Here is a 25,855-nt window from a genome sequence, read left to right on the forward strand (position 1 = left end):
CGTGCCGATCGGCCCGGGCGGGCGTCCGCGGCGGATGCGACAGTGATCCGGTGACCAGCCTCGACCCCCGCGCGCGCGTGCGTGCCGCCGTGGGTGCCGGCATCCGCGATTCGGGGCTCATCGTGGTGGCCTACATCCCGTTCGGGCTCGCGATGGGTGCCGCGCTCGTCACGAGCGGCGTCGACCCGTGGCTGATCGTCTCGTCGTCGGTCGTGGTCTTCGCGGGCGCGGCGCAGCTCGCCGGCATCCAGCTGCTGGGCGCGGGGGCGAGCATCGCGCTCGTCGTGCTCACGATCCTCGTCATCAACGCCCGGCACCTGCTCTACAGCGCCTCGCTCGAGCCGCACCTGGCCGAGTGGCCGCGCGGCCTGCGGATGCTGGGCGCCTTCCTGCTCGCCGATCCCGTCTACGCGCTCGCGATCGCCCGCTTCGAGCGACCGGGCGGCGCGGGCGCCCGCGGCGAGCAGTACGGCTACTACTTCGCGGCGGGCGTCACCTGCCTCGTCGGCTGGACGACGCTCACCGGCGCCGGGGTGCTGCTCGGCGGCATCATCCCCGACGACATCCCGCTCGGCCTCGCGATCCCGCTCACCTTCCTGCTGCTCCTGCTGCCGCTCGTGAAGGACTCGGCGGGCGCCGTGGCCGCGATCGTCGGCGGCATCGCGGCGCTGCTGGCCTCGGGGCTGCCGCTCGGGCTGTCGACGCTCGTCGGGGCGGCCGCGGGCCTCGTGGCGGGCGGCATCGTGCTCGCCCGCACGCGCCGCGACGAGCCCGAACCTGCGCCCGAGACCCCGGACGCGGGGGCCGCCGATGCTTGACGCGCTCGCGATCCTGCTCGGCGGCATCGCCACCTACCTCACCCGCGTGCTGTTCCTCGTGAGCCGGAAGCTGCGCCCGCCGCCGGCGGTCCAGCGCTATCTCCCGCTCGTCGGGCCCGCCGTGCTCGGCGCGATCGCGATCCCCGGCCTCGTCGCGCCGGGCGGCGAGCTGTCGCTCCTCACGACAGGCCCGTCGCTGCTCGCCGCCGCGGCCGCCTGGGCATCCTGGCGCCTCGCCCGCCGTCAGATGGTCGTGGGCCTGCTCGTCGGGCTCGCGGTGTGGTGGGGCTGCTTCGCGGTGCTCGGGGCACTCGGCCTGCGCTAGGGACGGGTGCTGTCGAGCGCTCGCGCCGCCTCAGGCGATGCGATAGCGCAGGTACACCGATCCGCCCGCGAACCGCCGCTCGTCGAGCAGCTCGAGCTCCCGGCGGATGCCGTGGTCGAGGTACGGGGTGCCGCCGCCGAGCAGCGTGGGTGTCACGATCATGTGCAGCTCGTCGACCACGCCCGCCCGCGCCGCGACCGAGGCGAGCTCGCCGCCTCCGATGCCGATCGGCGCATCCGATTCCGCCTTCCAGCGCCGCACCTCGTCGATGTCGAAGTCGGCTCGCAGTCGCGCGCGGCGCATCGGCGTCTCGGTGAGCGTGCGCGAGTAGATGACCTTGTCGACGCCGTTCCAGTAGCGTCCCCACTCGCGCGATGCGCCCTCGAGCTCGTCGGGGGAGGTCTCGTCCCAGAACATCATGATGTCGTGGTTGCGGCGTCCGTAGAGATGCAGCGTCACGGGGGCGAACAGCTCGTTGATGAAGCCGTGCACCTCCTCGTCGGGCGAGCTCCAGTCGAAGCGCCCGTCCGCGTCCTCGCGGTAGCCGTCGAGCGAGACGGTGCTGAAGTAGATGAGCGGCGCTGCCATGTGGACAGCGTACACATCACCCCGTCAGGCGGCATCCTGGGGGCGCACACGGAAGCCCTTCGCGAGGTTCGCCCGCAGCTCCTCCGCGTTCTGACGCACCACATACGCAGGGCGGTCGCGCTCGAGCCGCCACGACTCGTCGAGGGTGCCCGCCGAGACGGTGTCGAAGCCGAGCTCGTCGTAGAGACGGGTCACCAGCTCGACGGCCTCCGGGAAGTCGGATGCGGTGCCGAGCGCCCGACGGTCCGGGGTTCCCGCGGGCGACCCGGTCGTGGTGATGTCGGCGGCCATGATGTGGTTGAACGCCTTCACGACCTTCGACCCCGGCAGGTGCGCCTGCAGCAGACCCGACACGGTCGCCTCGCCCCGGTCGAGCTCGGGGATGTGCCCGTCGCGCTCCCAGTAGTAGTTGTTCGTGTCGAGCACGATCTTGCCCGCGAGAGCCGCGACCGGAACCGCGGCGTAGGCGCGCAGCGGCACGGTGACGACCGCGACATCCGCGGCCTCGGCCGCCTCCTCGGCGGTCGCCGCCCGCGCGTGCGGACCCAGCTCCTCGATGAGCCCCGCGAGCGTCTCCGGCCCGCGCGAGTTGGCGATCACCACGTCATGGCCGTGGGCGACGAGCGCCCGCGCGACCTGGGATCCGATGTTGCCTGCGCCGATGATTCCGTACGTCGTCATGTCCGCTCGAACGAACGGCGACCCGGGTGCATTCCCGCGGCGGCTACTCCGCCGCGGGGCGCACGCCTCAGGCGGCCACCACGCCTACCCACAGGCCATCGCGGGCGCGGGTCATCGCCACGTAGAGCTCGCGGAGCTCCAGTTCGAGGCGCTCTCGTTCGGAGCTCTCCTCGGGGGCGCCGGGTGCCCCCTCCATCAGCGAGAGCGGAGTCCGTGCGACCACCACCTGCTTGAACTCGAGGCCCTTGGCGCGCTTGATGGTGCCGACCTTGACGGCTTCCACGGGGTGTCCGTCGTACTTCTCGAGATCGATCACGGGAAGCCCCGCGGCGGCGAACGCCACGAGCAGGTCGTTGACCTGATGACGGTACATCGCGAGCACACCGATGTCGCCCGGGCCGACCTCCGGATCGTCGAGCAAGCTCCTCACGTGGTCGACGACCGAGAGGTCGTGCCGCTGACGCGAGGAGAACCGCATCACCTTCGGCTTCGCGCCGCGCCGAAGGAACTCAGCGGTGTCGGCGGTGCCGCGGGCGCCGCTCTCGATGTCGACGAAGGAGTTCTCGCGCACCAGGCTCGTCGCGAACTGCGCGATCTCGAGCGTGTTGCGGTAGTTGCGGTCCATCACGATGCCGCGTCCCGCGATCGAGATACCGAGCTCGGCGAGGGTATAGCCGCCGGGGTAGATCGACTGCTGCCCGTCTCCGATGAGGTTGAACGCGTCGGGCCCGTCGCCCGCGAGCAGATGCAGCATGCGGATCATGGCGCACGACAGATCCTGAGCCTCGTCGATCACCACTGCGCCGTACTCGTCCGACGGCTCCTGCCTGAGCGATGCTTCCGCCGCGAGGATCAGATCCTCGAAGTCCCAGATGTGTTCGGCACGCAGCGCCGCCGCGTACCGCTCGTAGAGAGCCCACACCGCGGCCCGTTGAGTCGGCTGCAGGCGACGGCTGCGTCCGACCCGAGCGCAGTTCTCGTACTCGGCGAAGTTCGAGATCCCGCGCCCCTTGATGACACTCGCGATCTCCTCCCGCCAATATCGTTCGTCGGGGTCGATGGCGCCCACCGGCCCGTGCGCGCCGTGCTCTCGCCAGACCTTCCGCCACACATCACCGGCCTTGCGTCCGTTCAGGCTGTAACGCACCCCGCGCGACTTAAGGATGTTGCCCGCCAAGGCGTGCACGCTCTCGAACTCGACCCGGGACGACACCTCGGGGGCGAGACGTTCGAAGAGCGCGCTGAGCACGTCGGGGAGGGTGCGCACGTACGTGGTCACCAGAACCTTGCCCGGCCGGGTGCGGGCGATGTGCGCGGCCCGATGCAGCCCGACGACCGTCTTGCCGGTACCCGCCGCTCCGCGGATGCGACACGGGCCGTTGAACGTTCGTCGCACCACCTTCGCCTGTTCAGGATGGAGGAAGGCCATCCACGACTCGATCGGCTCCGCGGTGAGGCCCGCGAATGCGGCCGCGTTGAGCTCCTCGATGGTCAGCAACTCGGGTTGCACCGGCGCCGGGGCGGGCGGGGCCGTCACGATGACGGATGCCGGGGCGGCGCTCGCCGCATACGGCGGGAAGTGCTGCATGACGCTCGTCAGCACCCGCTCCACCTCGACGAGGGAGAGGCGCCGACCGCGGGAGAGGATCCGCTCGACGACGGCGCCCTCCGACATCAGGTCGACGCCCATGACTCCGGCCCGCAAGTCCCGCCGGTTCGTGAAGACGGCGAGCGTGTGCACCTCGGTGGGCGCGAGTCCGATCTCGGCGAGCAGTTGCTCGGTCGTCATCCCGAGGTCGGCGAGTCCGGCGAACCGCTCCGTCACGTCGTCGTCGCCCTGGAACACTCGCGACTCGGAGCCGTGCTTCTCGACGCGCACGTCCTTCCAGGTCTTCGCATCCACGATGTAGACACCCGACGGCCCGACGACCACGAAGTCGACCTGGGCGCGGCTGCCGGGCCAGCGGCGATCGGGGAGCACGTGGAATCCCTGAGACTGCAGCGGGGCGAGGGTCTGTTCCAGCCGGTGCTCGCTCGCAGCAGCGGCCTCGAAGTTGAACGCCATCTGCTCGTAGACGTGCGCCTGCCTGCGCATCTCCTCGGCGAGCGCGCGATGCGACCGCGCCTCGCGCGCTGCGGAGTCTCCTCCCGACACGGCGTTCCCCCTGGTGTGGCTCGCCTCCATCCTTTCCGTTCACCGGATGCCGGGGGAGCGCCCGTTATGGGGGTGCGGCGGCTACTCCGCCGCCCGCGCCCGGTCGCGCAGGCGGATGCGGCGGTGCTGCCCGTCGATCTGCACCTCTGCCAGGTTGCCGCGCGACTTCACGAAGTCGGTGAAGCTCGCGAAGCCGAGGGTCTTCTCGTTGAATGAGGGGTTGAGCCGCTTGATCTGCGACTTCACCCCGGAGGCGTTGAGCCACTCGGCATCCTCGTTCTTGGCGTGCCCGAACTCGAGCGCCCGCACCAGCAGTCGGGTGGCCTCGCGGTCGCTCACCGTGCTGTCGGGGGAGATGAAGGGGTCGTGGGCCGGGGGCGCGGCGACCGGCGCCGGGGCCTTCTTGGCGGCGGGCTTCTTCTTCGCGGCCGTCTCGGGTTCGGCGTCGGCGGCCTCGGCCGCGTGCTTGCCCACCGGTTCGGCGGCGCGGCCCTTCGGGCGCGGCGGCGCGGCCTCCACCCCGGGCAGTTCGTCGTAGCCGGCGAACTCGTCGCAGGCCGAGATGAGCGCCTTGCTCGTGCCGCCCGCGACGCCGATGCCCACCACGATCCGCCCGAGCCGCTTGCAGCGCTGGGCGAGGGCGATGTAGTCCGAGTCGCCCGCGACGATCACCACGTGCGTGATGTCCTCGAGGCGGAAGAGGTCTTCGATGACGTCGACCGAGAGACGGATGTCGGCGCCGTTCTTGGTGCCGGATGCCGGGAACAGCTGGGTGAGGTCGACCGCCCGGTCGACGAGGTCGCGGCGGTAGGCGGCGTTCGCCGGAACCGACCAGTCGGCGTAGGCGCGCGAGATCGCGACGGTGCCGAACGACGAGGCGTACTCGAGCACGGCCGACACGTCGACGGAGGCGGCCGCGAGCTTGGCCGAGATCTCGTCCCGCGCATCCCGTGCGTTGTCCTTGCGCCAGGCGCCGTCGCCGTGCAGCTGGTCGTAGCGCGAGATGACGATGTTGTCGAAGTCGATGTAGACCGCGACGCGGTCGGTGTCGTCCGTCAGCTCCGGCATCCGTGCCTCCCTGGGCTCGTTCCGACCCTACAGGCGCGGCCGCATCGGGGGTTCACCGGATGTCGGGGAGCCGCGCGAGGGGGCACGATGGGGTCATGACCGCCTCAACCCCTCTCGTCCGTTCCCGTTCCGACCGCGTGATCGGGGGTGTCTGCGCCGCCGTCGCCAAGCGCTTCGGCTGGGATGTGACCCTCACCCGCGTGCTCACCGTGGTCGCCGCGTTCTTCGCGGGCGCGGCGATCGTCGTCTACGTCGTGCTCTGGATCGTCGTCCCCGAGGAGTGACCGGCGCCGCGGCTACGGGGTGGTCGCGAGGAAGAGGAACGCCGCGAACAGCACGAGGTGCACGGCACCCTGCAGGCGCGTGGCGCGTCCCGGCACGACCGTGAGGGTCGCGACCGCGACCGTCAGCAGGAACTCGATGATCTGCACCGGCCCGAGGCCGAGGGTGAGCGGCGTCGGCAGCCAGATGGAGGCCACCGCGAGCGCCGGGATCGTGAGGCCGATGGATGCCATGGCCGAGCCGATGCCGAGGTTGAGCGAGGTCTGCAGGCGGTTGCGCGCCGCCGCCTTCGCCGCCGCGAGCCCCTCCGGCAGCAGCACGACGAGCGCCACGATGACGCCGACGAACGACTGCGGCACCCCGGCCGCCTCCACGACGTTCTCGATGCCGGGCGAGACCGCCTTCGCGAGGCCGACGACGGCGACGAGCGCGACGAGCAGCAGCCCGAGGCTCACGATCGTGGTGCGGGTCGACGGGGGGTCGGAGTGCTGGTCCTCGTCGATGATGCGCCCGTCCTTCGCCACCGGCAGGAAGAAGTCGCGGTGGCGTCCCGTCTGCAGCAGCACGAACGCGCCGTACAGCACGATCGAGGCGATCGCGACGAAGACGAGCTGCGCGGGCGAGAACCGCGCCCCCGGCTCCGACACCGTGAACGAGGGGATCACGAGCGTGAGGGTGGTGAGGGTCACGACCACCGCGAGCGCCCCGCCCGCCCCCTCGGGGTTGAAGCGCGGCGTCTCGTGCTTGAGCGATCCGATGAGGATCGAGATGCCCAGGATGCCGTTGAGCGTGATCATGACGGCCGCGAACGCCGTGTCGCGGGCGAGCGTCGAGGTGTCGACGGATGCCTTGCCGAGCATGAGCGTGATGATGAGGCCCACCTCGATGACGGTCACCGCGACCGCGAGCACGAGCGAGCCGAACGGCTCGCCCACCCGGTGGGCGACGATCTCGGCGTGGTGCACCGCGGCGAGCACGACCCCGATGAGCACCGCTCCGACGAGCAGGTAGACGGCGGTCGGCAGCTCCCGGTTCCAGGTGAGCACGAGCGCGATCACCCCGAGGGCCGGCAGCACCCACACCCAGCTGTGCAGCGCCCGGCGCACGAGGTTCGTGGGGGATGCCGCGCCGCTCATCCGTCCATTCTCGCAGGCCCCGGATGTGTCACCCCGTGACGTTCCGTGACGGTGCGTTGCGGGGCCCTCGCCTCGGCGCCGCGGACGCCCTACCGTCGCGGACATGACGATCCTCGACACCGCAGTCCGCACCTCCGTCCCCGCCTCGACCGCCGAGGAGCGCGCCGCCCGGCTCGACTCCGCGGGTGCCGCGTGGGGCGAGCGCATCGCCGCCGACGCCTCCGCGGCGCAGCTGACCTACCGCGTGCGCGGCACGGGCGAGGGCTCGGTCGCCTCGCGCATCACGGCGGGCCGCCACGAGTTCGTCGTCGACGAGCCGGGCGCCCTCGCGGGCGACGACGTCGCCGCGAGCCCCGTCGAGTACGCGCTCGGCGCGCTCATCTCGTGCCAGATCGTCGTCTACCGCCTCTACGCGCAGGCCCTCGGCATCCGCGTCGACGACATCGAGATCCTCGCCGAGGGCGATCTGGACGCGCAGAAGCTGTTCGGCATCGACGAGACCGTGCGGCCCGGCTTCGGTGCGGTGCGTCTCGACATCCGCATCACCGGCCCCGAGTCGGAGGAGCGTTACCAGCAGCTGCGCACGGCGGTCGATGAGCACTGCCCCGTGCTCGACCTGTTCGCCAACGCGACGCCCGTCTCGGTGGCGGTCTCGAAGGCCTGACGCCGCTAGAGTGGCGGCATGAAGGTCGTCGTCTTCCTGCTGTCGCTCGTGCTCTTCGTCGCGTCGTTCCTGGCGTTCGGCTACGCGTTCTCGCTCGACGGCTTCGAGGCGGGCGCCCTCTTCCTCGGCGGCATCGTGCTGGCGTCGGTCGCCTTCATGATCCCGTTCCACCTGCTGGAGCGGTTCGACTGAGCTACCGCGCGGCGAGCACCTTCGCCGCGAACGCCTCGAGCCGCCGGCTGAGCCCCTCGGCCCGCTGCGCGACGACCGCCTCCGGGTTCGGATCCCACGGGCTCCCGTGCGGGGCGATGCGGATGAGGTGCGGGCAGCCGAGGTCGGCGCACATGTAGGTGCCGACGCTGTCGCCCGCGTGGCCGGCGTCGCCCGCGCGCAGGGCGGTGAACATGCGCACCTGCCCGGCGGGCTGGGTGATCTGGCACAGCGAGCACATCGCCGAGCCGCCCGCGAGCCGCGTCTCGGCGGCGCGCAGCACGATGCCCACGGGGCGGGTGCCCCGCCAGAACACGAGGTAGCCGCGGTGGGCGGTCGAGCCGTCCCGCCAGCCCAGGAACTCGCGGTCGTCCCACAGCACCTCGTGCAGCCCCGGCAGCGGGATGCGGTCGGTGTCGATCGCGCCCGCGTTGACGAAGCAGTCGCGGATCTCGGCGGCGGTGAGTGCAAGCATGTGGCCCCAGGCTAGCCCGACCGCACGGATGCGGCTCAGAGTCCGCGCACGACCATCTCGACGAGGGCGCGGCCGGCGGCGGTCGCGGTGTCGCGGTCGAGGCCCCGCAGCGGCCCCTCGAGCACGAGCATCGCGAGCCCGTGCACCGACGACCAGGCGAGCAGTTCGGCGCCCGGTCGGCGCTCGGGCGGCAGCGCGCCCGTCGCGACGAGCTCGTCGAGCACCTGCGAGAGCAGGCCGAACGGGCTCCGACCTCCCGGGCCCGCCTTCTCGGGGCCGAACGCCCGGTTCAGGTCGGCCGGCACGCTGAACGCGGCCCGGAACAGCCCCGGCTCGTCGCGCGCGAACCGCAGGTAGCCGATGCCGACGGCGCGCAGCCGCTCCTGCGCTCCCGCGACGTCGGTGCCGGGTGGCACCTGGGCGAGCTCCTGCTCGATCGAACGGGCCGCGTGGCCCTGCGCCGCGTCGCTCACCGCCTGCACGAGCGCCGCACGGTCGGCGAAGTGGCGGTACGCGGCGTTGGGCGAGACCCCGGCGCGGCGGGTGGCCTCGCGCAGCACCACGGCATCCGGGCCGCCCTCGCGGGCGAGTTCGATGCCGGCGTCGAGCAGCGCCTGGCGTAGGTCGCCGTGGCGGTAGCTGGCGCGGGGCGTGCTCATGTGTCTCCGGAACGCGTCGGGTGTTGCTCAGATCCTAGGGGCGCGGTCATGTGGACGGCGTACACATGACAGGATGTCACCCTTCGGTGCCGACACAATGGTCACGTGACCCTCGTCGATGCGCTCCGTTCCGACCTCGAGGCGGCCCGCTACCGCGTCGACCGGCTCGACGGGCTGTGGGGTGCGGAGGCGGAGGCCGCGCTGCGTCGCGGCAACCGGGTGCCCGCCGCCCGCGCGCTCGCCGCATCCGCGGAGCCGGTCGCGGTGCTCGCCCGGCTCTTCGTGCTCGGCGAGACGGTCGCCGCGGATGCCGTGGCCGCCGCCCTGCCGGCGCTCGGTCTCGGGGGTGCCGCCGAGCTGGGGCTCCTCGAGGCGGACGCGGGGCTCGCGCGCCCGCTCGTCGACCTGCGGCCGTACGCCTTCGTCGACCTGCACGGCGCGGGGGAGTGGTGGATCGCCTCCGACCTCGGCGAGCTCGCGACGGGCGGCACCCTGCGCGTCGACCACGTGCTCGGCGTCGGCGGCGCCTCCACGACGCTCGCCGGCCTGCAGTTCTCGACACCCGTCGCCACGGCGCTCGACCTCGGCACCGGCTGCGGCATCCAGGCACTGCACGCGCGCCGCTTCGCCGACCGCGTCGTCGCCACCGACATCTCCGAACGCGCCCTGCGCTACGCGCGCCTGAACGCCGAGCTCAACCGCGTCGAGGGCATCGAGTTCCGCCTCGGCGACCTCTACGCACCGCTCGCGGGCGAGCGGGTCGACCGCATCGTGTCGAACCCGCCGTTCGTCATCACCCCGCGCAGCCCCGAGGTGCCGGCCTACGAGTACCGCGACGGCGGGCTCGAGGGCGACGCGCTCGTCGCCGCCGTGATCGCGGGAGCCGCCGCGCACCTGGCGCCCGGTGGCACGGCGCAACTGCTCGGCAACTGGGAGTACCGCGCCGGCGTCGATGGCCTCGAGCGCGCCGCCGACTGGGCCACGGACGCCGGCCTCGACTGCTGGATCGTCGAACGCGAGCAGCTCGATCCGGCGCGCTACGCCGAGACCTGGATCCGCGACGGCGGCACGCGGCCCGGCACCCCCGAGTTCGAGCGGCTGTGCGCGGCCTGGCTCGACGACTTCGCCCGCCGCGGCGTCACGGGCGTCGGCTTCGGCTACCTCGTGCTGCGCCTGGCCGACGGCACACCGCCGTTCCGACGCGCCGAGCGCGTGAGCGCCCCGCTCGACGAGGTCGCCGGGATCGGCGCGCACCTCGCCGAGTGCCTCGCGGCGCGCGACCTCGTCGCCGCGCTCGACGACGAGACGCTGCTCGGGCTGCGGCTGCGGGTCGCCCCCGACGTCACCGAGGAGCGCAGCCACTGGCCGGGCGAGGCCGACCCCTCCGTCATCCTGCTGCGTCAGGGCGGGGGGCTGCGCCGCGAGCTGCGCGTCGACCCGGCGCTCGCGGCGGTGGTCGGGGCGTGCGACGGCGAGCTCCCGCTCGGCGTCATCGTCGACGCCGTCGCCGCGCTGCTCGAGACGGATGCCGCCCCGCTGCGTCTCGGGATCGTCGCCGAGGTGCGCGAACTGGTCGCCGACGGGGTCCTCCGTCCGCTCGTCTAGCCGACAGCCAGCCGCATCACAGCCGCCGTCCAGGCCGCCCGCTTAGCGTGACGACCGGAGGCGCTTTCATGGGATTTCTCGATCGGTTGTTCGGATCGGATGAGCCGCAGGCGCGCACCCGGGAGCCCGTCCCGGCGGCCGACACGGTCGACCGGCGTGCGATCGAGCGCTACCGCTACCTGCTGCGCACCGCCCCGCCCGAGACGATCGAGCAGGTGCACGCCGAGGCCTTCGCCCGCCTCACCGACAGCCAGCGCGCCCTCATCTACGAGGAGCTCAGCCGCGGCGCCGGCACGGGTGAGCGTCCGCTGTCGAGCGAGCCGGCGACCCTCGCGCGCGCGGCGACCCGCGCCGAGCTGCGCTCGCCGGGATCTCTCGAGCGCTCCCTCTCCGGCAGCACCGCGGGCGTGACGCCCGGCGGTCCGTCGTTCGGGTCGATGCTCGCGAGCTCGATGCTCGGCACGGTCGCGGGCTACGTGATCGGGTCGGCGCTCGTGAGCGCCTTCCTGCCGTGGGACGCCGCCTACGACCCGGCCGCCTCCGACACGGGGGCCTCCGACGCGGGTGCCGACGCATCCGCGGATGCCGACTTCGGCTCGGCCGACTTCGGCTCGGCCGACTTCGGCGACTTCGGGTTCTGACCCGAGCGCAGCAGCAGCACCGCCACGGCGTAGCCGAGCGCCGCGACCACCGCGAGCACGGCATCCAGCCCCAGCATCGTGATCGCCACGGTCGGCACGATCGTGAGGGCGCCGGCCACCGCGAGCACACCCGTCGACGCCGGACGGTCCACCGGCAGCGGGTGCTCGAACCGGCCCACCGCGAACGACAGCAGCACGAGCAGCCCGAGCACCACGAGGTAGACGAGCAGCCGCGACCACCACCAGGCGGCACTGCCCGGCACGGGGCCGAGCGCGGGCACCAGCAGACCGAGCCCCGCGAGCGCGACGATGAGCGGCAGGTGCCACAGGTAGATCGTCATGAGCCGCGTGCCGACCACGTACACGACGCCGCGGGCGGCCCGCGTGCGCATGAGCGCCGTGAGGGGCGCCTTGAGCAGCTGCAGCAGCGCGGCCTGGCCGAGCCCGAGCGCCACGAGCGGCAGGGTCGGCGGGTTGAGGTTGGTGAGCATGTTGTCGGAGTACGGACCCCACACGGTCATCGGCACGAGGCTCGCCCAGCACAGCGCCGCGATCCCCAGCAGCTGCCACCAGGCGCGGCGGGCGAACCAGCCGTCGGCGTACCAGAAGCCCAGCTGCTGCACGAGCGGCCACACAAACAGCAGGTTGAGGTAGCCGAGGAAGCTCATGCCGGAGTCGTCCTGCGGCACCCACGGCAGCGAGAACTGCAGCACGTCCACCGTCACGACGCACGCGAACAGCACGCCGAGCGTCGCGCGCGGGGCCCGCTCGTGCCAGCCGTGCAGCGCGGGCGCGGCGAGCTGGCAGATGAGGTAGGCGCCGAGGAACCACAGCGGGCTGCCGACGCCCGTCGCGACCGAGTCGACGAGCGCCGGGTCGACGCCCAGCAGCGTCGCGCCGGTGAGCGCGATCGCCAGGAACAGCAGCGCCGGCAGGGCCGGGCGGGCGAGACGCTGCATGCGTCCGTGCACGAAGGAGCGCGCCGCGAGCCCGGCATCCGGGATGCGGCGGCGCGTGCTGCGCAGCGAGGTCGCGGTGGCGAAGCCGCCCACCACGAAGAACAGCGGCATGATCTGCCCCGCCCAGGTGGCCGCCCAGAACCACGGCTGCTGCTCGAGGGGACGGCTCACCGAGATGCCGCCCGAGGCATCCGGGCCCACCCCCACGAACATGAGGTGGATCGCCACGACCATGAGCACGCAGAACACACGCGCCAGGTCGAGCGTCAGGTCGCGCCGGTCGAGGGCGCTGCCGCCGACCGGAGTGGGGTACGCCGTCGTCACGAGCACACTGTAGCGGCGGGGCGCGCGGATGCGGGCACGCCACGTCCCCGGGACGCCGCGCGGCGCCCGGGTGGTGGCTCAGTCGCCCGCGAGGATGCGGATGGCTGCGTCGAGGTCGTGCGACTGCCCGACCTCGACCGAGGTGTTGAAGATGTCACCGCGGAGGGTCACGTACACGGAACCCGTCTCGAGGATGTAGCCGAGCACGTGCTTCCCCGCACGGACCCGGTGGACATCGTCGAGGACCCGTTCGACCTCGAGCACGGCGATCGTCGTCGGCGATTCGATCGTGTGGTGCATGGCGGAGCGTCCCTTCTCGATCTCTCCCTCGTTCGGGGGACGTTTCCATTAGACGACCGCTCGCCTGCGTGTGACAAGGGAATACCTCGGGAGTTGTCCGAGTGTTACCGAAAAGCTCGCCATGGTGACGTTCCCACGGCTTGCCGAGGCGGATGCCAGGGTTCTGCCAGGAAGCTGAGGCACCGTGGATAGCGGCCCGGGAGGCTTCGGTGTGATCATTCCGCCGTCCATCCGCCCTCCCGATCGACGGCCCGACCGATCCGACGGCGCGCAGCTGCGCTGAACCGCTCCGCGGTTCGAGAAACCCGAAAGACCCGACCTCGTGCCCCACCCGTCTTCACCCGTTCACGCGTCCGCGCACCTCCACGCACCGCTCCGCGGCTTCCTCGCCGTCAGCCGTCGCACCCTCGCGATCGGCACCCTGGCGCTCATCATGGCCCTCGTCGTCGTGCACGACCTGCCGGCGAGCGCCACGACCGTCGCCGCGCCCGAGGTGGAGCTCGAGGGGCAGGAGCTGAACATCACCATGGCATCCGTCACCTCGAAGCTGAGCGCCCCCGTCACCGAGGAGCGCGACGGCTACGACGTCATCACCTACTCGATGGTGCAGTGGCCGGTCGACCCGTCGAGCACCGTCACGGCCGGCTTCGGGCACCGCTCGGCGCCGTGCGTGGGCTGCTCCACCAACCACTCCGGCGTCGACTGGACCCCCGGCTACGGCACGCCCGTGCACGCGATCGCCGACGGCGTCGTCGTCGCGCGCTCGATGTCCGACTGGGGCAGCTACGTCGTCATGCAGCACGACATCGACGGCCAGACCGTCTACAGCGGCTACGCCCACCTCGTGAGCGGCTCGAACGTGCCGGTCGGCACGGTCGTCTCGCGCGGCGACGTCATCGGGCTGATCGGCAACACGGGCCCCACCTCGGGAACCCACCTGCACTTCTCGATCATCGTCGACGAGAACACCTTCGTCGACCCGCTCGCCTGGCTGCGCACGCACGTCACCGAGGCCTGGGCGGGCTGACAGCGCGGGCCGCCCCGGATACGGTGGCAGGGTGCCCGAGACCGTCATCCGCCCCGTCGCGGTCGGCGACCTCGCCGCGCTCGTCGCGATCAACGACGCGGCGACGCCGGCCGTGCCCGTGACGCCGCCGGACGAGTTCGCCTCCCTCGTCGCCGACAGCACGCTCGCGCTCGTGGCCGAGCGGGATGCCGTGCCGGTGGGCTTCGTGCTCGCGATGGTCCCGGGGCTCGACTACGCGAGCGAGAACTACCGCTTCTTCTCGGCGCGCTCCGACGACTTCCTCTACATCGACCGCATCGTGCTCGCTCCCGCGGCGCGCGGCGCGGGGCTCGGGCGCGAACTCTACGGGCGGGTGTTCGACGCGGCCCGGGCGCGCGGCGCCTCCGAGGTCACCTGCGAGGTGAACGTCGAGCCGCCGAACCCCGAATCGCTCGCCTTCCACGCGGCGATGGGCTTCGCCGAGGTGGGGCGTCAGGCGACGAAGGGCGGCGCGATCGTCGTGGCGCTGCTCGCGGCGCCCGTCTGAGCCGTCCGCGCGCGAGCCGCGGGCTCAGTCCTCGTGCGGGCGCTCGCCCGTCGTGTCGTCGAGCAGCTCCTGCAGGGCGCGGTCGACGTCGTCCTCCGCGGGCTCGTCTCCCGTGAGCCGCGCGATGAGCAGCGTCGGGTCGTCGATGTCGCGGTCGGTCGGCACGATGTCGGGGTGCGCCCACAGGGCGTCCCTCGCCTCGGCGCCCACGGCATCCGTCACCGCCTGCCACATGGCCGCCGCCTCGCGCAGGCGCCGCGGGCGCAGCTCGAGGCCCACGAGGCTCGCGAACGCCGACTCTGCGGGGCCCCCCGCGGCGCGCCGACGACGCACCGACTCGGCGATCGCCGCCGACTTCGGCAGCCGCGTGGTCGCCTGGGCGGTCACGACATCCACCCAGCCCTCCACGAGGGCGAGCATGGTCTCCAGACGCGACAGCGCCGCGAGCTGCTCCTCCGTCTTCGGCGGGATGAGCTTGCCGCTCGTCATCGCCTCACGCAGCGCCTCGGGGTTCTGCGGGTCGAAGTCGGCGGCGAGCTCCTCGAGGGGGCCCGTGTCGATGCGCACCCCGCGCGCGTAGTCGGTGACCTGCGTGAGCAGGTGCAGCCGCAGCCACTTCGCGTGCCGGAACAGCCGTGCGTGGGCGAGCTCGCGCACCGCGAGGTACAGGCGCACCTCGTCGATCGGGATCTCGAGGCCCTTCGCGAAGCCGTCGACGTTCTGCGGCACGAGCGCCGCCTGGCGCGTCTCGCCGTCGAGCAGCGGGATGCCGACGTCGCCGCCCGACACCACCTCCTGGGCGAGCTGGCCGACCACCTGGCCGAGCTGCATCGCGAACAGGGTGCCGCCGACGTTGCGCATCAGCCGGCCGGCGTCGCCCAGCACCGACTGCAACTCCTCGGGGGCCTGCTCCTCGAGCACCTCGGTGAGCGCCGTCGCGATCGAGGTGGCCACCGGCTCGGCGAGCTGGGTCCAGACCGGCATCGTCGCCTCCGCCCAGCCGGCGCGCGTCAGCAGGGTCGGCTCGGTCGTGAGCGCGGCGATGTCGGTGGCCTCGTCGAGCCACAGGGCCGCCACATGCAGCGCCTGCTCGAGGGCGGAGACCTCGGCGGGGGTCGCCGCGACGGCGGAACGGGCCGCGAGGGCGGTGGCCTGCTCGCGGGCGAGACCCCAGTTGATGCCGTCGCCCGAGTTCTGCAGCGCCTGCTGCAGCTGGCCGATGAGGCGCTGCACGAGCTCCGGATCGGCGGGCAGTCCGGCGGCGCTCGCGAGCTGGGCGGGGTCGAGGTCCGAGTTGCCGGAGAGGAAGTCGCGCAGCATGTCGCGGAACTCCTCGCCCGGGTCGCCGTCTCCGTCTCGCATCGGGTCGCGCGGGTCGTCTGCCATGTGGTCAACGCTAGACCCCGCTCCCAGGGAAGCACCGGGGGTTGGCCCTAGGCTGGGCCCGTCTCGGCTGCGCCCGCAGCGAACACGGAGGACCCTCGTGACGCTGTTCCCGGCCGCCCCGCCGCAGGAGCGCAGCACCCGTGGCCAGCTGGTCGGGCAGGTGCTCATCCTCGCCGCCGTGCTCGCGACGCTGCTGCTCGCGATCTCGCCGAGCCCCTACGTCGTCGAACGACCCGGCCCCGTCTACGACACCCTCGGCACGACCGACGTCGACGGAGACGAGGTGCCCGTCATCGACATCTCGGGCGCCGAGACCTACCCGACCGACGGGCGGCTCGACCTGCTCACCGTCTACCTCGACGGCTCGCCCGACCATCCGCTCGACTGGTTCGACGTCATCGCCGCCTGGTTCGACCCGCGCAAGGCGGTGCTGCCCGTCGAGTCGGTGTTCCCCGCCGGGCAGACGCAGGAGGAGTCGGACGCGCAGAGCGCCCTCGACATGCAGCAGTCCCAGCAGACGGCGACGGCCGCCGCGCTCACCGAGCTCGGCATCGACTTCGACTCGGTCGTCACCGTCGGAGCGGTCTCCGAGGGGGCGCCGGCCGACGGCGTGCTCGAGGAGGGCGACGAGCTGCTGACCGTCGGCGGCACGGCCGTCTCGACGGATGCCGGACTCCGCGCCGCCGTGCAGGCGGGCGGGGTCGGCGAGCCGCTCGAGCTCGGCATCCGGCGCGACGGGGTGGAGCAGGCCGTCACCCTGGTGCCGGTCGAGCGCTCCGCCGGCGACCCGACCCCGATCATCGGGGTGGTGCCCGCCATCGAGTACGACTTCCCGTTCGACGTCGACATCCGCCTGCAGGACGTCGGAGGGCCGAGCGCCGGCATGATGTTCGCGCTCGCCATCGCCGACAAGCTCACCCCCGGCGCGATCACCGGCGGCGAGCATGTGGCCGGCACCGGCACGATCGCCGCCGACGGCGCGGTGGGCGCGATCGGCGGCATCCGGCAGAAGATGATCGGCGCCCGGGATGCCGGAGCCGACTGGTTCCTCGCCCCCGAGGCGAACTGCGACGCCGTCGTCGGGCACATCCCCGACGGGCTCACCGTGTTCGCCGTGTCGACGCTCGCCGAGGCCACCGACGTCGTCACGGCGATCGGCGACGGCGCCTCGACCGCCGGGTTCGCGGGCTGCTCGCCCTGAGCTCCCAGAGCCTGCCCAGGAGCGCGCCCCTAGGATCGTGGTGAGCCGCGGGGACCGCATCCACCCCGCTGACCCGCAGGAGTGTTACCCGTGACATCCGTCAGCAGCACCGATCCCCGCACGCGTGGGCGCAGCACCGTCGCCATCGTCATCGCCGTGCTCGCCGTCATCGTCGTCGGCTTCCTCGTCTTCGCGAACCTGTACGCCGATGTGCTCTGGTTCGACCAGCTCGGCTACCTGCCGGTGCTCACGACGCAGTGGACCGCCATGGCGGTCATGTTCTTCATCGGCTTCGCCACCACCGGCCTCGCCATCTGGCTGAGCGTGTACCTGGCGTTCCGCTCGCGGCCGCTCTACCAGAAGCTCAACTCGCAGCTCGACCGCTACCAGCAGGTCGTCGAGCCGCTGCGCCGCCTCGCGATGGTCGGGATCCCGGTGCTGCTCGGCCTCTTCGTGGGTGTCTCGACCGCTTCGCGCTGGGCGGTGGCGCTGCAGTTCGTGAACCGCACCCCGTTCGGCCAGACCGACCCGGTGTTCGGCTTCGACATCTCCTTCTTCGTGTACGAGCTGCCGTTCTACCGCGGCGTCGTCGCCTACGCCTCGGCCATCGTGCTCATCGCGGGCCTCGCGGCGATCGCCACCCACTACCTGTACGGCGGCATCCGCATCAACGGTCGCGAGGTGCGCATCACGCGGCCCGCGCGCATCCAGATCGCCGTCACCGCGGCCGTCTACGTGGCGCTGCAGGCGGTGAGCATCTGGCTCGACCAGTACGCCACCCTCACCGACGACACCGGCATCGTCACGGGTGCGACCTACACGGATGTCAACGCCGGCATCCCGGGGCGCGCCATCCTCGCCGGGATCGCGGCCCTCGTGGCGGTGCTGTTCATCGTGACCGCCGTCATCGGACGCTGGCGGCTGCCGCTCATCGGCACCGGCCTGCTCATCGTGTCGAGCCTCGTGATCGGCACCGTCTACCCGGCGATCGTGCAGCGGTTGACGGTCGACCCGAACGCCCGCACCGCGGAGGCCGAGTACATCAACCGCAACATCGAGGCCACGCGTGCCGCCTACGGCGTCGACGACATCGACGTCGTGCCCTACGACGCGGTCACGACCGCCTCCTCCGGCGCCCTCCGCGAGGACGCCGAGACCACCGCGAGCATCCGCATCCTCGACCCCGCGCTCGTGAGCGACACCTTCTCGCAGCTCGAGCGGGTGAAGCAGTACTACCAGTTCGCCGACCACCTCGACGTCGACCGCTACGAGATCGACGGCCAGACCCAGGACACCGTGCTCGCGGTGCGCGAGCTCAACCAGGCCGGGCAGAACTCCTCGAGCTGGTACAACAACACCCTCGTCTACACGCACGGCTTCGGCGTCGTGGCGGCCTACGGCAACAAGCGCACGGTCGACGGCCAGCCGGAGTTCCTCGAGTCGGGCATCCCGTCGACGGGCGAGCTCGGCGACTTCGAGCCGCGCGTGTACTTCGGCGAGAAGTCGCCCACCTACTCGATCGTCGGCGGCCCGGAGGGTGCCGACCCGATCGAGCTCGACTACCCCTCGGGTGGCGAGGAGAGCGACGTCAACGCGAAGACCACCTACGCCGGCGACGGCGGCCCGGTGCTCGACAACATCGTCAAGAAGCTCGTCTACGCGCTCAAGTTCCAGTCGGCCGACCTGCTGCTGTCGGATGCGGTGACCTCCGAGTCGCAGATCCTGTACGACCGCGACCCGCTCGACCGCGTGAAGAAGGTGGCGCCGTACCTGACGCTCGACTCGGACACCTACCCGGCCGTCGTCGACGGGCACGTGGTGTGGATCGTCGACGGCTACACGACGACCGCCGACTACCCCTACTCGAGCATCGAGCAGCTGTCGTCGACGATCGCCGACACCTACACGCCGGCGCCCGGGTACCCGATCGACGACATCAACTACATCCGCAACTCGGTCAAGGCCACCGTCGACGCCTACACGGGCGAGGTCACGCTCTACGCGTGGGACACCGACGACCCGATCCTGAAGACCTGGCAGAAGATCTTCCCCAGCTCGCTGCGCCCGGCATCCGAGATGAGCGCCGAGCTCACCTCGCACGTGCGCTACCCGGCCGACCTCTTCAAGGTGCAGCGGTCGATCCTGCAGACCTACCACGTGACCAACGCGGGCACCTTCTACTCGAGCGAGGACGCCTGGGCCACGCCCGACGACCCGACCCAGACGAACGAGGTCGCGCAGCCGCCGTACTACCTGACGATGCAGGTGCCCGGCAGCACGAGCCCCGCGTTCACGATCTACTCGACCTACATCCCGCGCACCCAGGCGGGCTCCGACAGCCAGAGCGTGCTCACGGGCTATCTCACGGCCAATGCGGACGCGGGGGAGGACTACGGCAAGCTCACGCTGCTGACCCTGCCGTCGCAGACGACGGTGCCCGGCCCCGGCCAGGTGCAGAACTCGTTCAACACCGACACCGAGGTGGCGAACCAGATCGCCCTGCTCGAGCGCGGCTCGACGACGGTCACGCGCGGCAACCTGCTGACCCTCCCGGTCGGCGGCGGTCTGCTCTACGTGCAGCCGGTCTACGTGCGCTCGACCGGTGAGACGAGCTACCCGCTGCTGCGCAAGGTGCTCGTGGCGTTCGGCGACAAGGTCGCGTTCGAGGACACCCTCGACGAGGCCCTCGACGCGCTCTTCGAGGGCGACTCGGGCGCCCCCGCGGGAGACGCGGATGCCGAGGGCGGCGACGAGGGCACCGGGACCGACGAGGGCACGGGCGAGACGCCGGGCACCGACGAGGGCACCGGTTCGGACGTCGACTCCTCGGCCCTCAAGGAGGCGCTCGCGGACTACAAGAAGGCGCTCGACGACCGCACCGCCGCCTACGCCGACGGCGACCTGGTCGCCGCCGCCGAGGCCGACCAGCGCATGCAGGAGGCCGTCGAGCGCGCCATCGAGCTCGCCGGCTGACGCCCGCCGCGGTCCCGTCTCGCATCCCGCTCCGACGCTCTTCCCCTCGTTCCCGCCCTTCCCATCCTTCCCATCTCAAGGAGTCCGGCAACCCATCTCAAGGACTCCGCGTGACGGATGCGACGGATGCGGCTGCTGAGCAACGTCGACGCCGCGCGCTCCTTGAGATGGGTTGCCGGACTCCTTGAGATGGGATGCGGATGGGGTGCCTCGGCGGCGGGAAGCCCGCGGTCGGCGGGCGTCCCGGTTCCGTGCTAGGCTCATTCCTTGTGCCGCGGGGTGGAGCAGCTCGGTAGCTCGCTGGGCTCATAACCCAGAGGTCGCAGGTTCAAATCCTGTCCCCGCAACCAAATGAAGAAGGCCGTCCGCAAGGGCGGCCTTCTTCATTGTCCGGCGCAGGGGCGCAGATGTTCGCTATATTCAGACTATGGTGAAAATAGATCCCGCGGCGCCGCTCGACCGGCGGCTTACGCGCCCCGGGGCGGAGCTCGCCTTCGCCGACTCCGGCGAAGGCGCACCGGCGGTCGTCCTCACCCACGGCGCGGGCATGGACCACACGATGTGGGACGAGCAGGCACCCGCCCTCACTGCGGCCGGCCATCGCGTGGTGCTCTGGGACCTGCGCGGGCACGGTGCGTCGACGCTCGACCCGGAGGTGCGCTTCACGGCCGCGGACGCGCTCGACGACCTCTCGGCGCTCCTCGACGCCTGCGGCATCGATGACGCGGTGCTCGTCGGGCACTCGCTCGGCGGGAACCTCTCGCAGGCCTACGCCCGCGCCCATCCGAGCCGGGTCGCCGGGCTGATCGTGCTGGACTCGACGTGGAACACCGGCCCGCTCTCCGCGATGGAGCGGTTCGCACTCCGCATCGCGGCACCCTCGCTCGCCCTCATCCCGGCGCGCGTCCTTCCGGGGCTCATGGCGCGCGCCTCGTCGGTCGTGCCGTCGGTGGTCGCGCGCACCGAGGCGGTCTTCGCCCGGATGCCCAAGTCGCGCTTCCGGGACGTGTGGTCGGCCACCATCTCGTTCGTCGACCCCGACCCGGCCCACCGCTCCGCCGTGCCGCTCGCCCTCGTGCGGGGCGCGCAGGACCGCACCGGCAACATCGCCACCGCGATGGCGCGCTGGGCCGAGCACGAGGGGATCACGGAGCACGTCATCCCGGACGCCGGTCACATCGTCACGTGGGATGCGCCGACCGCGACCGCGCAGACCCTGCTCCGGATCCTCGAGCAGTGGCGCGGTCCGACGGCGCCCGACGGTGGCGCGGTGCGCGCATGAGCACCGAACGGCAGCGCTTCGTGGATGCGATGGGCGACATGCTCGCGGGCTGGAACCTGCCCCGGGCGACGGGTCGCGTCTACGGTCACCTGCTGCTGCGGGGTGAGCCGTCGAGCTCCGAGGAGCTGCGCGACGCGCTGTCCCTGAGCTCGGGCGCGGTCAGCACCGCGATCCGGGAGCTGGTGTCGTGGGGGCTCGCACGCACCATCCCGCAGCCGGGGAGCCGTCGTCTGTTCGTCGAGGCCGCCGGCGGCTTCGAGCAGCTCCTCGCCGCCAGTCACGAGCGCACCCGGATGTTCATCAGGACGCTGCAGGCGGCCGAGCAGCTCACGGAGGATGCCGACGCGACGCAACGTCTGCGCGACGTCGTCGACATGTTCGCCGGCTACGTCGACGCCGGCGAACGCATCCTCCGGGAGCGTGCGCGCCCGCCTCAGTAGAACAGCAGGTCCTCGTCGATGGACATGAAGACGGTGTCGATGCCGTCGCCCGCGGGGGAGAAGGCGACGACCGGCCCCTCGGAGGAGCGGCCCACGATGACGTCCTCGGGGAAGTAGTCGGCGTAGTAGACGCTCGTGCGGTAGCCGTCGACGGTCGCCTCGGGGAGCGCGAAGTCCCAGGTGCCGACGCCCGGCCCCACGTAGTCGAGCGAGAGCACCGCGTCGACGGGGCTCAACTGGTCGTCGGCCTCGCTCGCGGCGATGACGACGCGCACCGGATCGGTGAAGTAGCCCTCGAGGGCGGCCGTGTTGCCGCTCGCGATCGCATCGCGCACGTTCTCGACGAGGGCGGGGTCGACGGTTCCCGACGGGGTCGTGGACGTCGGCTCGGGAGTGGGCTCGTCGGTCTCGGCCGTCGGGGTGGGCGTGTCGACGACGCTGGGGCTCGGACTCGGGTCGGGCGGCAGCGGATCGCAGGCGGTCAGGGCGGTCGCGAGGCCGACGGCGGCGAGCGCCAGGAGGATCGTGCGGGGACGGGGGGTGGAGCGGGAGGGCGGGAGCATCGTGCACCTCGTTCTCTCGTGGTGGTGGTGGTGCGCCGATGATAACGCCCGCCGCCCCCGAAACGTGGGGGCGTAGTGTGACCGTTATGAACGCCGAAGACGCCCCGTTCGCGGTCGCCGTGGCGCAGTTCGCGCCGGGCGACGACACCGCGGCCAACCTGGAGACGATCTCGCGGCTCGCCGTCGACGCCGCCTCACGCGGGGCGATGCTCGTGGTGTTCCCCGAGTACTCCTCCTACTTCACCGCCACGATGGGCGCCGACTGGGTGGAGCACGCCCAGACCCTGCACGGGCCGTTCGTGCGCGGGCTCGCCGAGATCGCGGTCGAGCTCGGCGTCCACGTCATCGCCGGGATGCTGGAGCTCGTGCCCGGCGAGCCGGAGCGCGCCGCGAACACGATCGTCGCGCTCGGCCCCGACGGGGAGCTCGTGGCCCACTACCGCAAGCAGCACCTCTACGACGCGTTCGGCCAGCGGGAGTCGGACTGGATCGTGGCCGGCCCCGTCGAGGAGCCGCGCACCTTCGCCGCGGGCGGCTTCACGGTCGGCATCCAGACCTGCTACGACGTGCGCTTCCCCGAGGTGACCCGGCGCCTCGTCGACGCGGGCGTCGACCTCGTGCTGCTGCCGAGCGAGTGGGTGCGCGGGCCGCTCAAGGAGTCGGCGTGGCGCACTCTGGTCACCGCCCGCGCCATCGAGAACACGGTCTTCGTGGCGGCGGCCGACCAGGCTCCGCCCGTGGGCGCCGGCAACAGCATGGTGGTCGACCCGATGGGGGTCGAGCTCGTGACGATCGGCGAGGGCACGGACACCGCGGTCGCCTGGATCAGCCCCGCCCGCATCCGGCAGGTGCGGCACGTCAACCCGGCGCTCGAGCTGCGCCGGTTCCGGGTCGTCGAGCGGTAGCTCAGGCGCCCTTCAGCACCGTGTTCGCGGCCGCGCGGGCCTGGAAGGCGATGACGATGAGCACGACGCCGGCGAGGATCGCGTAGGCGCCGAGCACGTAGATGAGCGCGATGCCGGCGCGCGCCGGGTTGCCGATGAGCATGATCGCGAGGATCACGCCGAAGACGATCGACAGCACCGACAGCACGATCCCGTAGACCTTCGCGCCGCCGTTCGAGAGCGCGGCGGCCGCCGGGATGCCGAAGATGCCGCCGACGATCGCCCACATCGCGATGATCCAGAGCAGCACGAGCAGCGCGAGCGCCCCCGCGGCGAAGGGGAAGATGAGCACCAGGATGCCGGCGATCAGGCCGACGACGCCGATCGTCAGCAGCCAGCCCCAGCTCGGGTCCTCCTTGCGGCGCGCGATCGCCTGCATGATGTTGACGACGCCGTCGGCGATCGCATAGATGCCGAACACCCACACGAACGCGACCGCGGTCGCGACCGGCCAGATGAAGGCCAGGATGCCGAGGACGATGGCGAAGATCCCGCGCAGCAGCACGAGCCACCACACCGACTTGATGAACCTGCTGACCTCGATCGCGTCCGACATGCGGTTGTCCCCTCCGAACCCGGCCGGGCATCCGCATCCGGCCTCGCGGCCGAGCCTAGCGAGGCCCGCCGGTGTCGGCCAGGGTCTCGGCGTAGCGGAAGAACGCGGCCTTGCCCGCGGCGGTGTCGGCGACCTCCGCGTCGACCGCGCGCTCGAGCAGCGTGATCAAGCCGCTCGCGACCGAGTCGAGGTGCTGACCGGGTGCCGACATCGAGACCCCCGAGCCGAGCACCGTGATGACCGCGGTGACCGCCGTGGCGTCGAAGTCGTGGCGTGCCGTGCCCGCGGCTTGCAGGGCCCCGAGCAGCTCCGGGTGGATCGAGAGCTGGGGCAGCGTCGTCACGCCGTCGATGGCCCGCATGATCCGGTTGAGACCGTCGGGGTCGCCGATGTACAGCGCACGGGCCAGCGGGTGCTCGTAGACGGCGCTCAGGGCGTAGCCGAAGATGCGCGAGGGCAGGCCGCCGCGCGGGTCGCGGTCGACGTTGTCGACGACGATCTGCGTGAGGTCCGCGGTCTCGCGCGTGAGCAGGTCGGCGAGCAGCCGCTCGAAGACGGGGTACGCGGCGGTGACGTCGGCACGGGGGATGCCGAGGGACTCTGCGAGCGTTCCGTAGCCGAGCGCATCCACGCCGTCGCCGATGACGATCTCGGCAGCCGCGTCGAGGATCCGCTCGGCAAGGGAGGTGGTGGGTTCCATGGTGCCGATCCGGGTTGTTTCAGTGCTGTGGTCAGCCTAGGGGCACGCTGGAACTGTCTGTACACCCTGTTCGGGGGTTCGCGTCATCCGGCGACACCCGCGAGGCGCGCGGCGGCCTCCTCGAGCACCTCGGTGCGCTTGCAGAAGGCGAACCGCACGTGCGAGCGGAACGGTGCGCGACGGTCCGGATGCACGAACGCGGTGAGCGGGATGCCGACGACGCCTGCCCGTTCCGGCAGCTCGCGACAGAACGCGGCCGCGTCCTCGACGCCGAGCGGTGCCGCATCCGCGATCACGAAGTAGGAGCCCGAGGGCCGGCTCACCGCGAAGCCCGCGGCCCGCAGTCCGTCCGACAGCAGGTCGCGCTTGGCCTGCAGCGCGGCGGCCGCACCGGTGAAGAAGGCGTCGGGGAGCCCCAGACCGAGCGCGATCGCCGGCTGGAACGGCGCGCCGTTCACGTAGCTGAGGAACTGCTTGACGGCGAGCACGGCATCCCGCAGCTCGCGGGCTGCGGTGACCCAGCCGATCTTCCAGCCGGTGGTCGAGAAGGTCTTGCCGGCGCTCGAGATCGACACGACCCGCCCGTGGGCTCCGGGCCGCGTCGCCGCCGGGACGTGCCGCACCCCGTCGAACACGAGGTGCTCGTACACCTCGTCGGTCACGACGATCGCGTCGTGCCGGTGGGCGAGCTCGATCGCCAGGTCGAGGAGGGCGGGGTCGAGCACGGCCCCGGTCGGGTTGTGCGGGCTGTTCAGCAGGATGACGCGCGTGCGGTCGCCGACGGCGGCGCGCAGGGCGTCGGGGTCGGGCCGGAAGTCCGGTGCCGCGAGCGGCACCGGCACGTGCCGCCCGCCCGCGAGCGCGATGATCGCGGCGTAGGAGTCGTAGACCGGCTCGAGGGTCACCACCTCGTCGCCGTCGTCGACGAAGGCGAGCAGCGTCGCGGCGAGCGCCTCGGTGGCTCCCGCGGTCACGAGCACCTCGGTGTCGGGGTCGACCTCGAGCCCGTAGAAGCGGCGCTGGTGGTGCGCGATCGCCTCGCGCAGCACCGGCATCCCGAGGCCGGGCGGGTACTGGTTGATGCCGGCGGCGATCGCCTCGCGCGCCGCCTCGAGCACCTCGGCGGGACCGTCCTCGTCGGGGAAGCCCTGGCCGAGGTTGATGGCCCCCGTCGCGGCCGCGAGCGCCGACATCTCGGCGAAGATCGTGGGGCGCGGGCTGCCGTCGTCGCCGAGCAGCAGGGCGCCGCGGGCGGCGCGCATCCAGGGTCGTGCGGTCACCCGCACACGCTACCGTCCAGGCGTCCGCAGCGAGCGCCGAGGCGAGCCGAAGTAGGCTCGCAGGGCGAGCATAGGGTTCGTTCAGCT

General features: G+C 72.0%; 28 protein-coding genes and 1 tRNA gene. 15 read left to right on the forward strand and 14 right to left on the reverse strand.

What is annotated here, in order from left to right; translation table 11 throughout:
• Positions 1-50 precede the first annotated feature (50 nt).
• Both D7I47_RS10565 and D7I47_RS10570 read left to right on the forward strand, forming a co-directional pair.
• Positions 51-818 (forward strand): AzlC family ABC transporter permease, encoded by a 768-nt coding sequence (locus tag D7I47_RS10565; RefSeq protein ID WP_120763002.1) that lies wholly within the window; start codon positions 51-53, stop codon positions 816-818.
• A complete protein-coding gene (locus tag D7I47_RS10570) occupies positions 811-1,143 on the forward strand; it encodes an AzlD domain-containing protein (RefSeq protein ID WP_120763003.1) in 333 nt (110 codons plus the stop codon). Before D7I47_RS10565 ends, D7I47_RS10570 begins: the two co-directional genes overlap by 8 nt.
• Positions 1,144-1,173: 30 nt before the next feature.
• On the opposite strand, the gene D7I47_RS10575 is transcribed toward D7I47_RS10570, so the two are convergent.
• The 4 genes from D7I47_RS10575 to D7I47_RS10590 form a co-directional block, all read right to left on the reverse strand.
• On the reverse strand, positions 1,174-1,731 hold the full coding sequence (locus D7I47_RS10575) for a dihydrofolate reductase family protein (protein WP_120763004.1): 558 nt from the start codon (positions 1,729-1,731) through the stop codon (positions 1,174-1,176).
• Between the two features lie 24 nt (positions 1,732-1,755).
• A complete protein-coding gene (locus D7I47_RS10580) occupies positions 1,756-2,412 on the reverse strand; it encodes an NADPH-dependent F420 reductase (RefSeq protein ID WP_120763005.1) in 657 nt (218 codons plus the stop codon).
• Between the two features lie 67 nt (positions 2,413-2,479).
• Positions 2,480-4,567, reverse strand: a complete 2,088-nt coding sequence (locus D7I47_RS10585) for a nuclease-related domain-containing DEAD/DEAH box helicase (protein WP_120763006.1) — start codon at positions 4,565-4,567, stop codon at positions 2,480-2,482.
• A gap of 81 nt (positions 4,568-4,648) precedes the next feature.
• Positions 4,649-5,635 (reverse strand): NYN domain-containing protein, encoded by a 987-nt coding sequence (locus tag D7I47_RS10590; protein ID WP_120763007.1) that lies wholly within the window; start codon positions 5,633-5,635, stop codon positions 4,649-4,651.
• A gap of 95 nt (positions 5,636-5,730) precedes the next feature.
• On the opposite strand from D7I47_RS10590, the gene D7I47_RS10595 reads away from it, so the two are divergent.
• Entirely contained in the window at positions 5,731-5,919 is a 189-nt protein-coding gene (locus D7I47_RS10595) for a PspC domain-containing protein (RefSeq protein ID WP_227000618.1), read from the forward strand.
• Positions 5,920-5,931: 12 nt separating this feature from the next.
• Here D7I47_RS10595 and D7I47_RS10600 read toward each other — a convergent pair whose 3' ends face one another.
• A complete protein-coding gene (locus D7I47_RS10600; protein WP_120763009.1) occupies positions 5,932-7,053 on the reverse strand; it encodes a calcium:proton antiporter in 1,122 nt (373 codons plus the stop codon).
• 103 nt (positions 7,054-7,156) lie between these two features.
• Between D7I47_RS10600 and D7I47_RS10605 the strand changes: the two genes are divergently transcribed.
• Together D7I47_RS10605 and D7I47_RS14785 are read left to right on the forward strand one after the other, a co-directional pair.
• Positions 7,157-7,717 carry an OsmC family protein gene (locus D7I47_RS10605; protein WP_120763010.1) on the forward strand — a complete coding sequence of 187 codons (561 nt, stop codon included), beginning with the start codon at positions 7,157-7,159 and terminating at the stop codon, positions 7,715-7,717.
• A gap of 18 nt (positions 7,718-7,735) precedes the next feature.
• The gene (locus tag D7I47_RS14785; RefSeq protein ID WP_157981704.1) at positions 7,736-7,909 is read left to right on the forward strand and encodes a hypothetical protein; all 174 of its coding nucleotides are present in this window, start codon (positions 7,736-7,738) and stop codon (positions 7,907-7,909) included.
• Position 7,910: 1 nt separating this feature from the next.
• Here the strand turns inward: D7I47_RS14785 and D7I47_RS10610 are convergent, their stop codons facing one another.
• Entirely contained in the window at positions 7,911-8,402 is a 492-nt protein-coding gene (locus tag D7I47_RS10610; protein ID WP_120763011.1) for an FBP domain-containing protein, read from the reverse strand.
• 35 nt (positions 8,403-8,437) lie between these two features.
• Complete coding sequence (locus D7I47_RS10615) at positions 8,438-9,061, reverse strand: TetR/AcrR family transcriptional regulator (RefSeq protein WP_120763012.1); 624 nt, start codon at positions 9,059-9,061, stop codon at positions 8,438-8,440.
• A 105-nt stretch (positions 9,062-9,166) separates the two neighbouring features.
• Here D7I47_RS10615 and D7I47_RS10620 point away from each other — a divergent pair, with 105 nt between their 5' ends.
• Both D7I47_RS10620 and D7I47_RS10625 read left to right on the forward strand, forming a co-directional pair.
• Entirely contained in the window at positions 9,167-10,666 is a 1,500-nt protein-coding gene (locus D7I47_RS10620; protein WP_120763013.1) for a DUF7059 domain-containing protein, read from the forward strand.
• A gap of 68 nt (positions 10,667-10,734) precedes the next feature.
• Complete coding sequence (locus D7I47_RS10625) at positions 10,735-11,307, forward strand: hypothetical protein (RefSeq protein WP_120763014.1); 573 nt, start codon at positions 10,735-10,737, stop codon at positions 11,305-11,307.
• Here the strand turns inward: D7I47_RS10625 and D7I47_RS10630 are convergent.
• On the reverse strand, positions 11,190-12,590 hold the full coding sequence (locus D7I47_RS10630) for an acyltransferase family protein (protein ID WP_227000620.1): 1,401 nt from the start codon (positions 12,588-12,590) through the stop codon (positions 11,190-11,192). The genes D7I47_RS10625 and D7I47_RS10630 overlap by 118 nt on opposite strands.
• A 78-nt stretch (positions 12,591-12,668) precedes the next feature.
• On the reverse strand, positions 12,669-12,890 hold the full coding sequence (locus D7I47_RS10635; RefSeq protein ID WP_120763015.1) for a hypothetical protein: 222 nt from the start codon (positions 12,888-12,890) through the stop codon (positions 12,669-12,671).
• A gap of 322 nt (positions 12,891-13,212) precedes the next feature.
• Between D7I47_RS10635 and D7I47_RS10640 the strand changes: the two genes are divergently transcribed.
• Together D7I47_RS10640 and D7I47_RS10645 are read left to right on the forward strand one after the other, a co-directional pair.
• Positions 13,213-13,917, forward strand: a complete 705-nt coding sequence (locus D7I47_RS10640; RefSeq protein WP_120763016.1) for a M23 family metallopeptidase — start codon at positions 13,213-13,215, stop codon at positions 13,915-13,917.
• 31 nt (positions 13,918-13,948) lie between these two features.
• Positions 13,949-14,443 (forward strand): GNAT family N-acetyltransferase, encoded by a 495-nt coding sequence (locus tag D7I47_RS10645; protein ID WP_227000622.1) that lies wholly within the window; start codon positions 13,949-13,951, stop codon positions 14,441-14,443.
• A 24-nt stretch (positions 14,444-14,467) separates the two neighbouring features.
• On the opposite strand, the gene D7I47_RS10650 is transcribed toward D7I47_RS10645, so the two are convergent.
• Positions 14,468-15,829 (reverse strand): zinc-dependent metalloprotease, encoded by a 1,362-nt coding sequence (locus D7I47_RS10650; RefSeq protein ID WP_120763017.1) that lies wholly within the window; start codon positions 15,827-15,829, stop codon positions 14,468-14,470.
• Positions 15,830-15,926: 97 nt separating this feature from the next.
• On the opposite strand from D7I47_RS10650, the gene D7I47_RS10655 reads away from it, so the two are divergent.
• From D7I47_RS10655 to D7I47_RS10675, 5 genes are all read left to right on the forward strand, one after another.
• Positions 15,927-17,030, forward strand: a complete 1,104-nt coding sequence (locus D7I47_RS10655; RefSeq protein WP_227000624.1) for a YlbL family protein — start codon at positions 15,927-15,929, stop codon at positions 17,028-17,030.
• Between the two features lie 90 nt (positions 17,031-17,120).
• Positions 17,121-20,003, forward strand: a complete 2,883-nt coding sequence (locus D7I47_RS10660) for a UPF0182 family membrane protein (protein ID WP_193726432.1) — start codon at positions 17,121-17,123, stop codon at positions 20,001-20,003.
• 273 nt (positions 20,004-20,276) lie between these two features.
• Positions 20,277-20,353, forward strand: a tRNA-Met gene (locus tag D7I47_RS10665).
• Positions 20,354-20,430: 77 nt separating this feature from the next.
• Positions 20,431-21,285 (forward strand): alpha/beta fold hydrolase, encoded by an 855-nt coding sequence (locus D7I47_RS10670; RefSeq protein WP_120763019.1) that lies wholly within the window; start codon positions 20,431-20,433, stop codon positions 21,283-21,285.
• Complete coding sequence (locus D7I47_RS10675) at positions 21,282-21,725, forward strand: GbsR/MarR family transcriptional regulator (protein WP_120763928.1); 444 nt, start codon at positions 21,282-21,284, stop codon at positions 21,723-21,725. The genes D7I47_RS10670 and D7I47_RS10675 overlap by 4 nt, the downstream gene beginning before the upstream one ends.
• Here D7I47_RS10675 and D7I47_RS10680 read toward each other — a convergent pair.
• The gene (locus D7I47_RS10680) at positions 21,719-22,288 is read right to left on the reverse strand and encodes a hypothetical protein (protein ID WP_120763020.1); all 570 of its coding nucleotides are present in this window, start codon (positions 22,286-22,288) and stop codon (positions 21,719-21,721) included. The genes D7I47_RS10675 and D7I47_RS10680 overlap by 7 nt on opposite strands.
• 86 nt (positions 22,289-22,374) lie before the next feature.
• Here D7I47_RS10680 and D7I47_RS10685 point away from each other — a divergent pair, with 86 nt between their 5' ends.
• The gene (locus D7I47_RS10685) at positions 22,375-23,193 is read left to right on the forward strand and encodes a carbon-nitrogen hydrolase family protein (protein ID WP_120763021.1); all 819 of its coding nucleotides are present in this window, start codon (positions 22,375-22,377) and stop codon (positions 23,191-23,193) included.
• 1 nt (position 23,194) lies between these two features.
• On the opposite strand, the gene D7I47_RS10690 is transcribed toward D7I47_RS10685, so the two are convergent.
• The 3 genes from D7I47_RS10690 to D7I47_RS10700 form a co-directional block, all read right to left on the reverse strand.
• Positions 23,195-23,788, reverse strand: a complete 594-nt coding sequence (locus D7I47_RS10690) for an HdeD family acid-resistance protein (RefSeq protein WP_120763022.1) — start codon at positions 23,786-23,788, stop codon at positions 23,195-23,197.
• A gap of 55 nt (positions 23,789-23,843) precedes the next feature.
• A complete protein-coding gene (locus tag D7I47_RS10695) occupies positions 23,844-24,488 on the reverse strand; it encodes a TetR/AcrR family transcriptional regulator (RefSeq protein WP_120763023.1) in 645 nt (214 codons plus the stop codon).
• An 83-nt stretch (positions 24,489-24,571) separates the two neighbouring features.
• The gene (locus D7I47_RS10700) at positions 24,572-25,750 is read right to left on the reverse strand and encodes a pyridoxal phosphate-dependent aminotransferase (RefSeq protein ID WP_120763024.1); all 1,179 of its coding nucleotides are present in this window, start codon (positions 25,748-25,750) and stop codon (positions 24,572-24,574) included.
• Positions 25,751-25,855: the final 105 nt, after the last annotated feature.

Source organism: Protaetiibacter intestinalis (genome assembly GCF_003627075.1).
GTDB classification, from domain to species: domain Bacteria; phylum Actinomycetota; class Actinomycetes; order Actinomycetales; family Microbacteriaceae; genus Homoserinibacter; species Homoserinibacter intestinalis.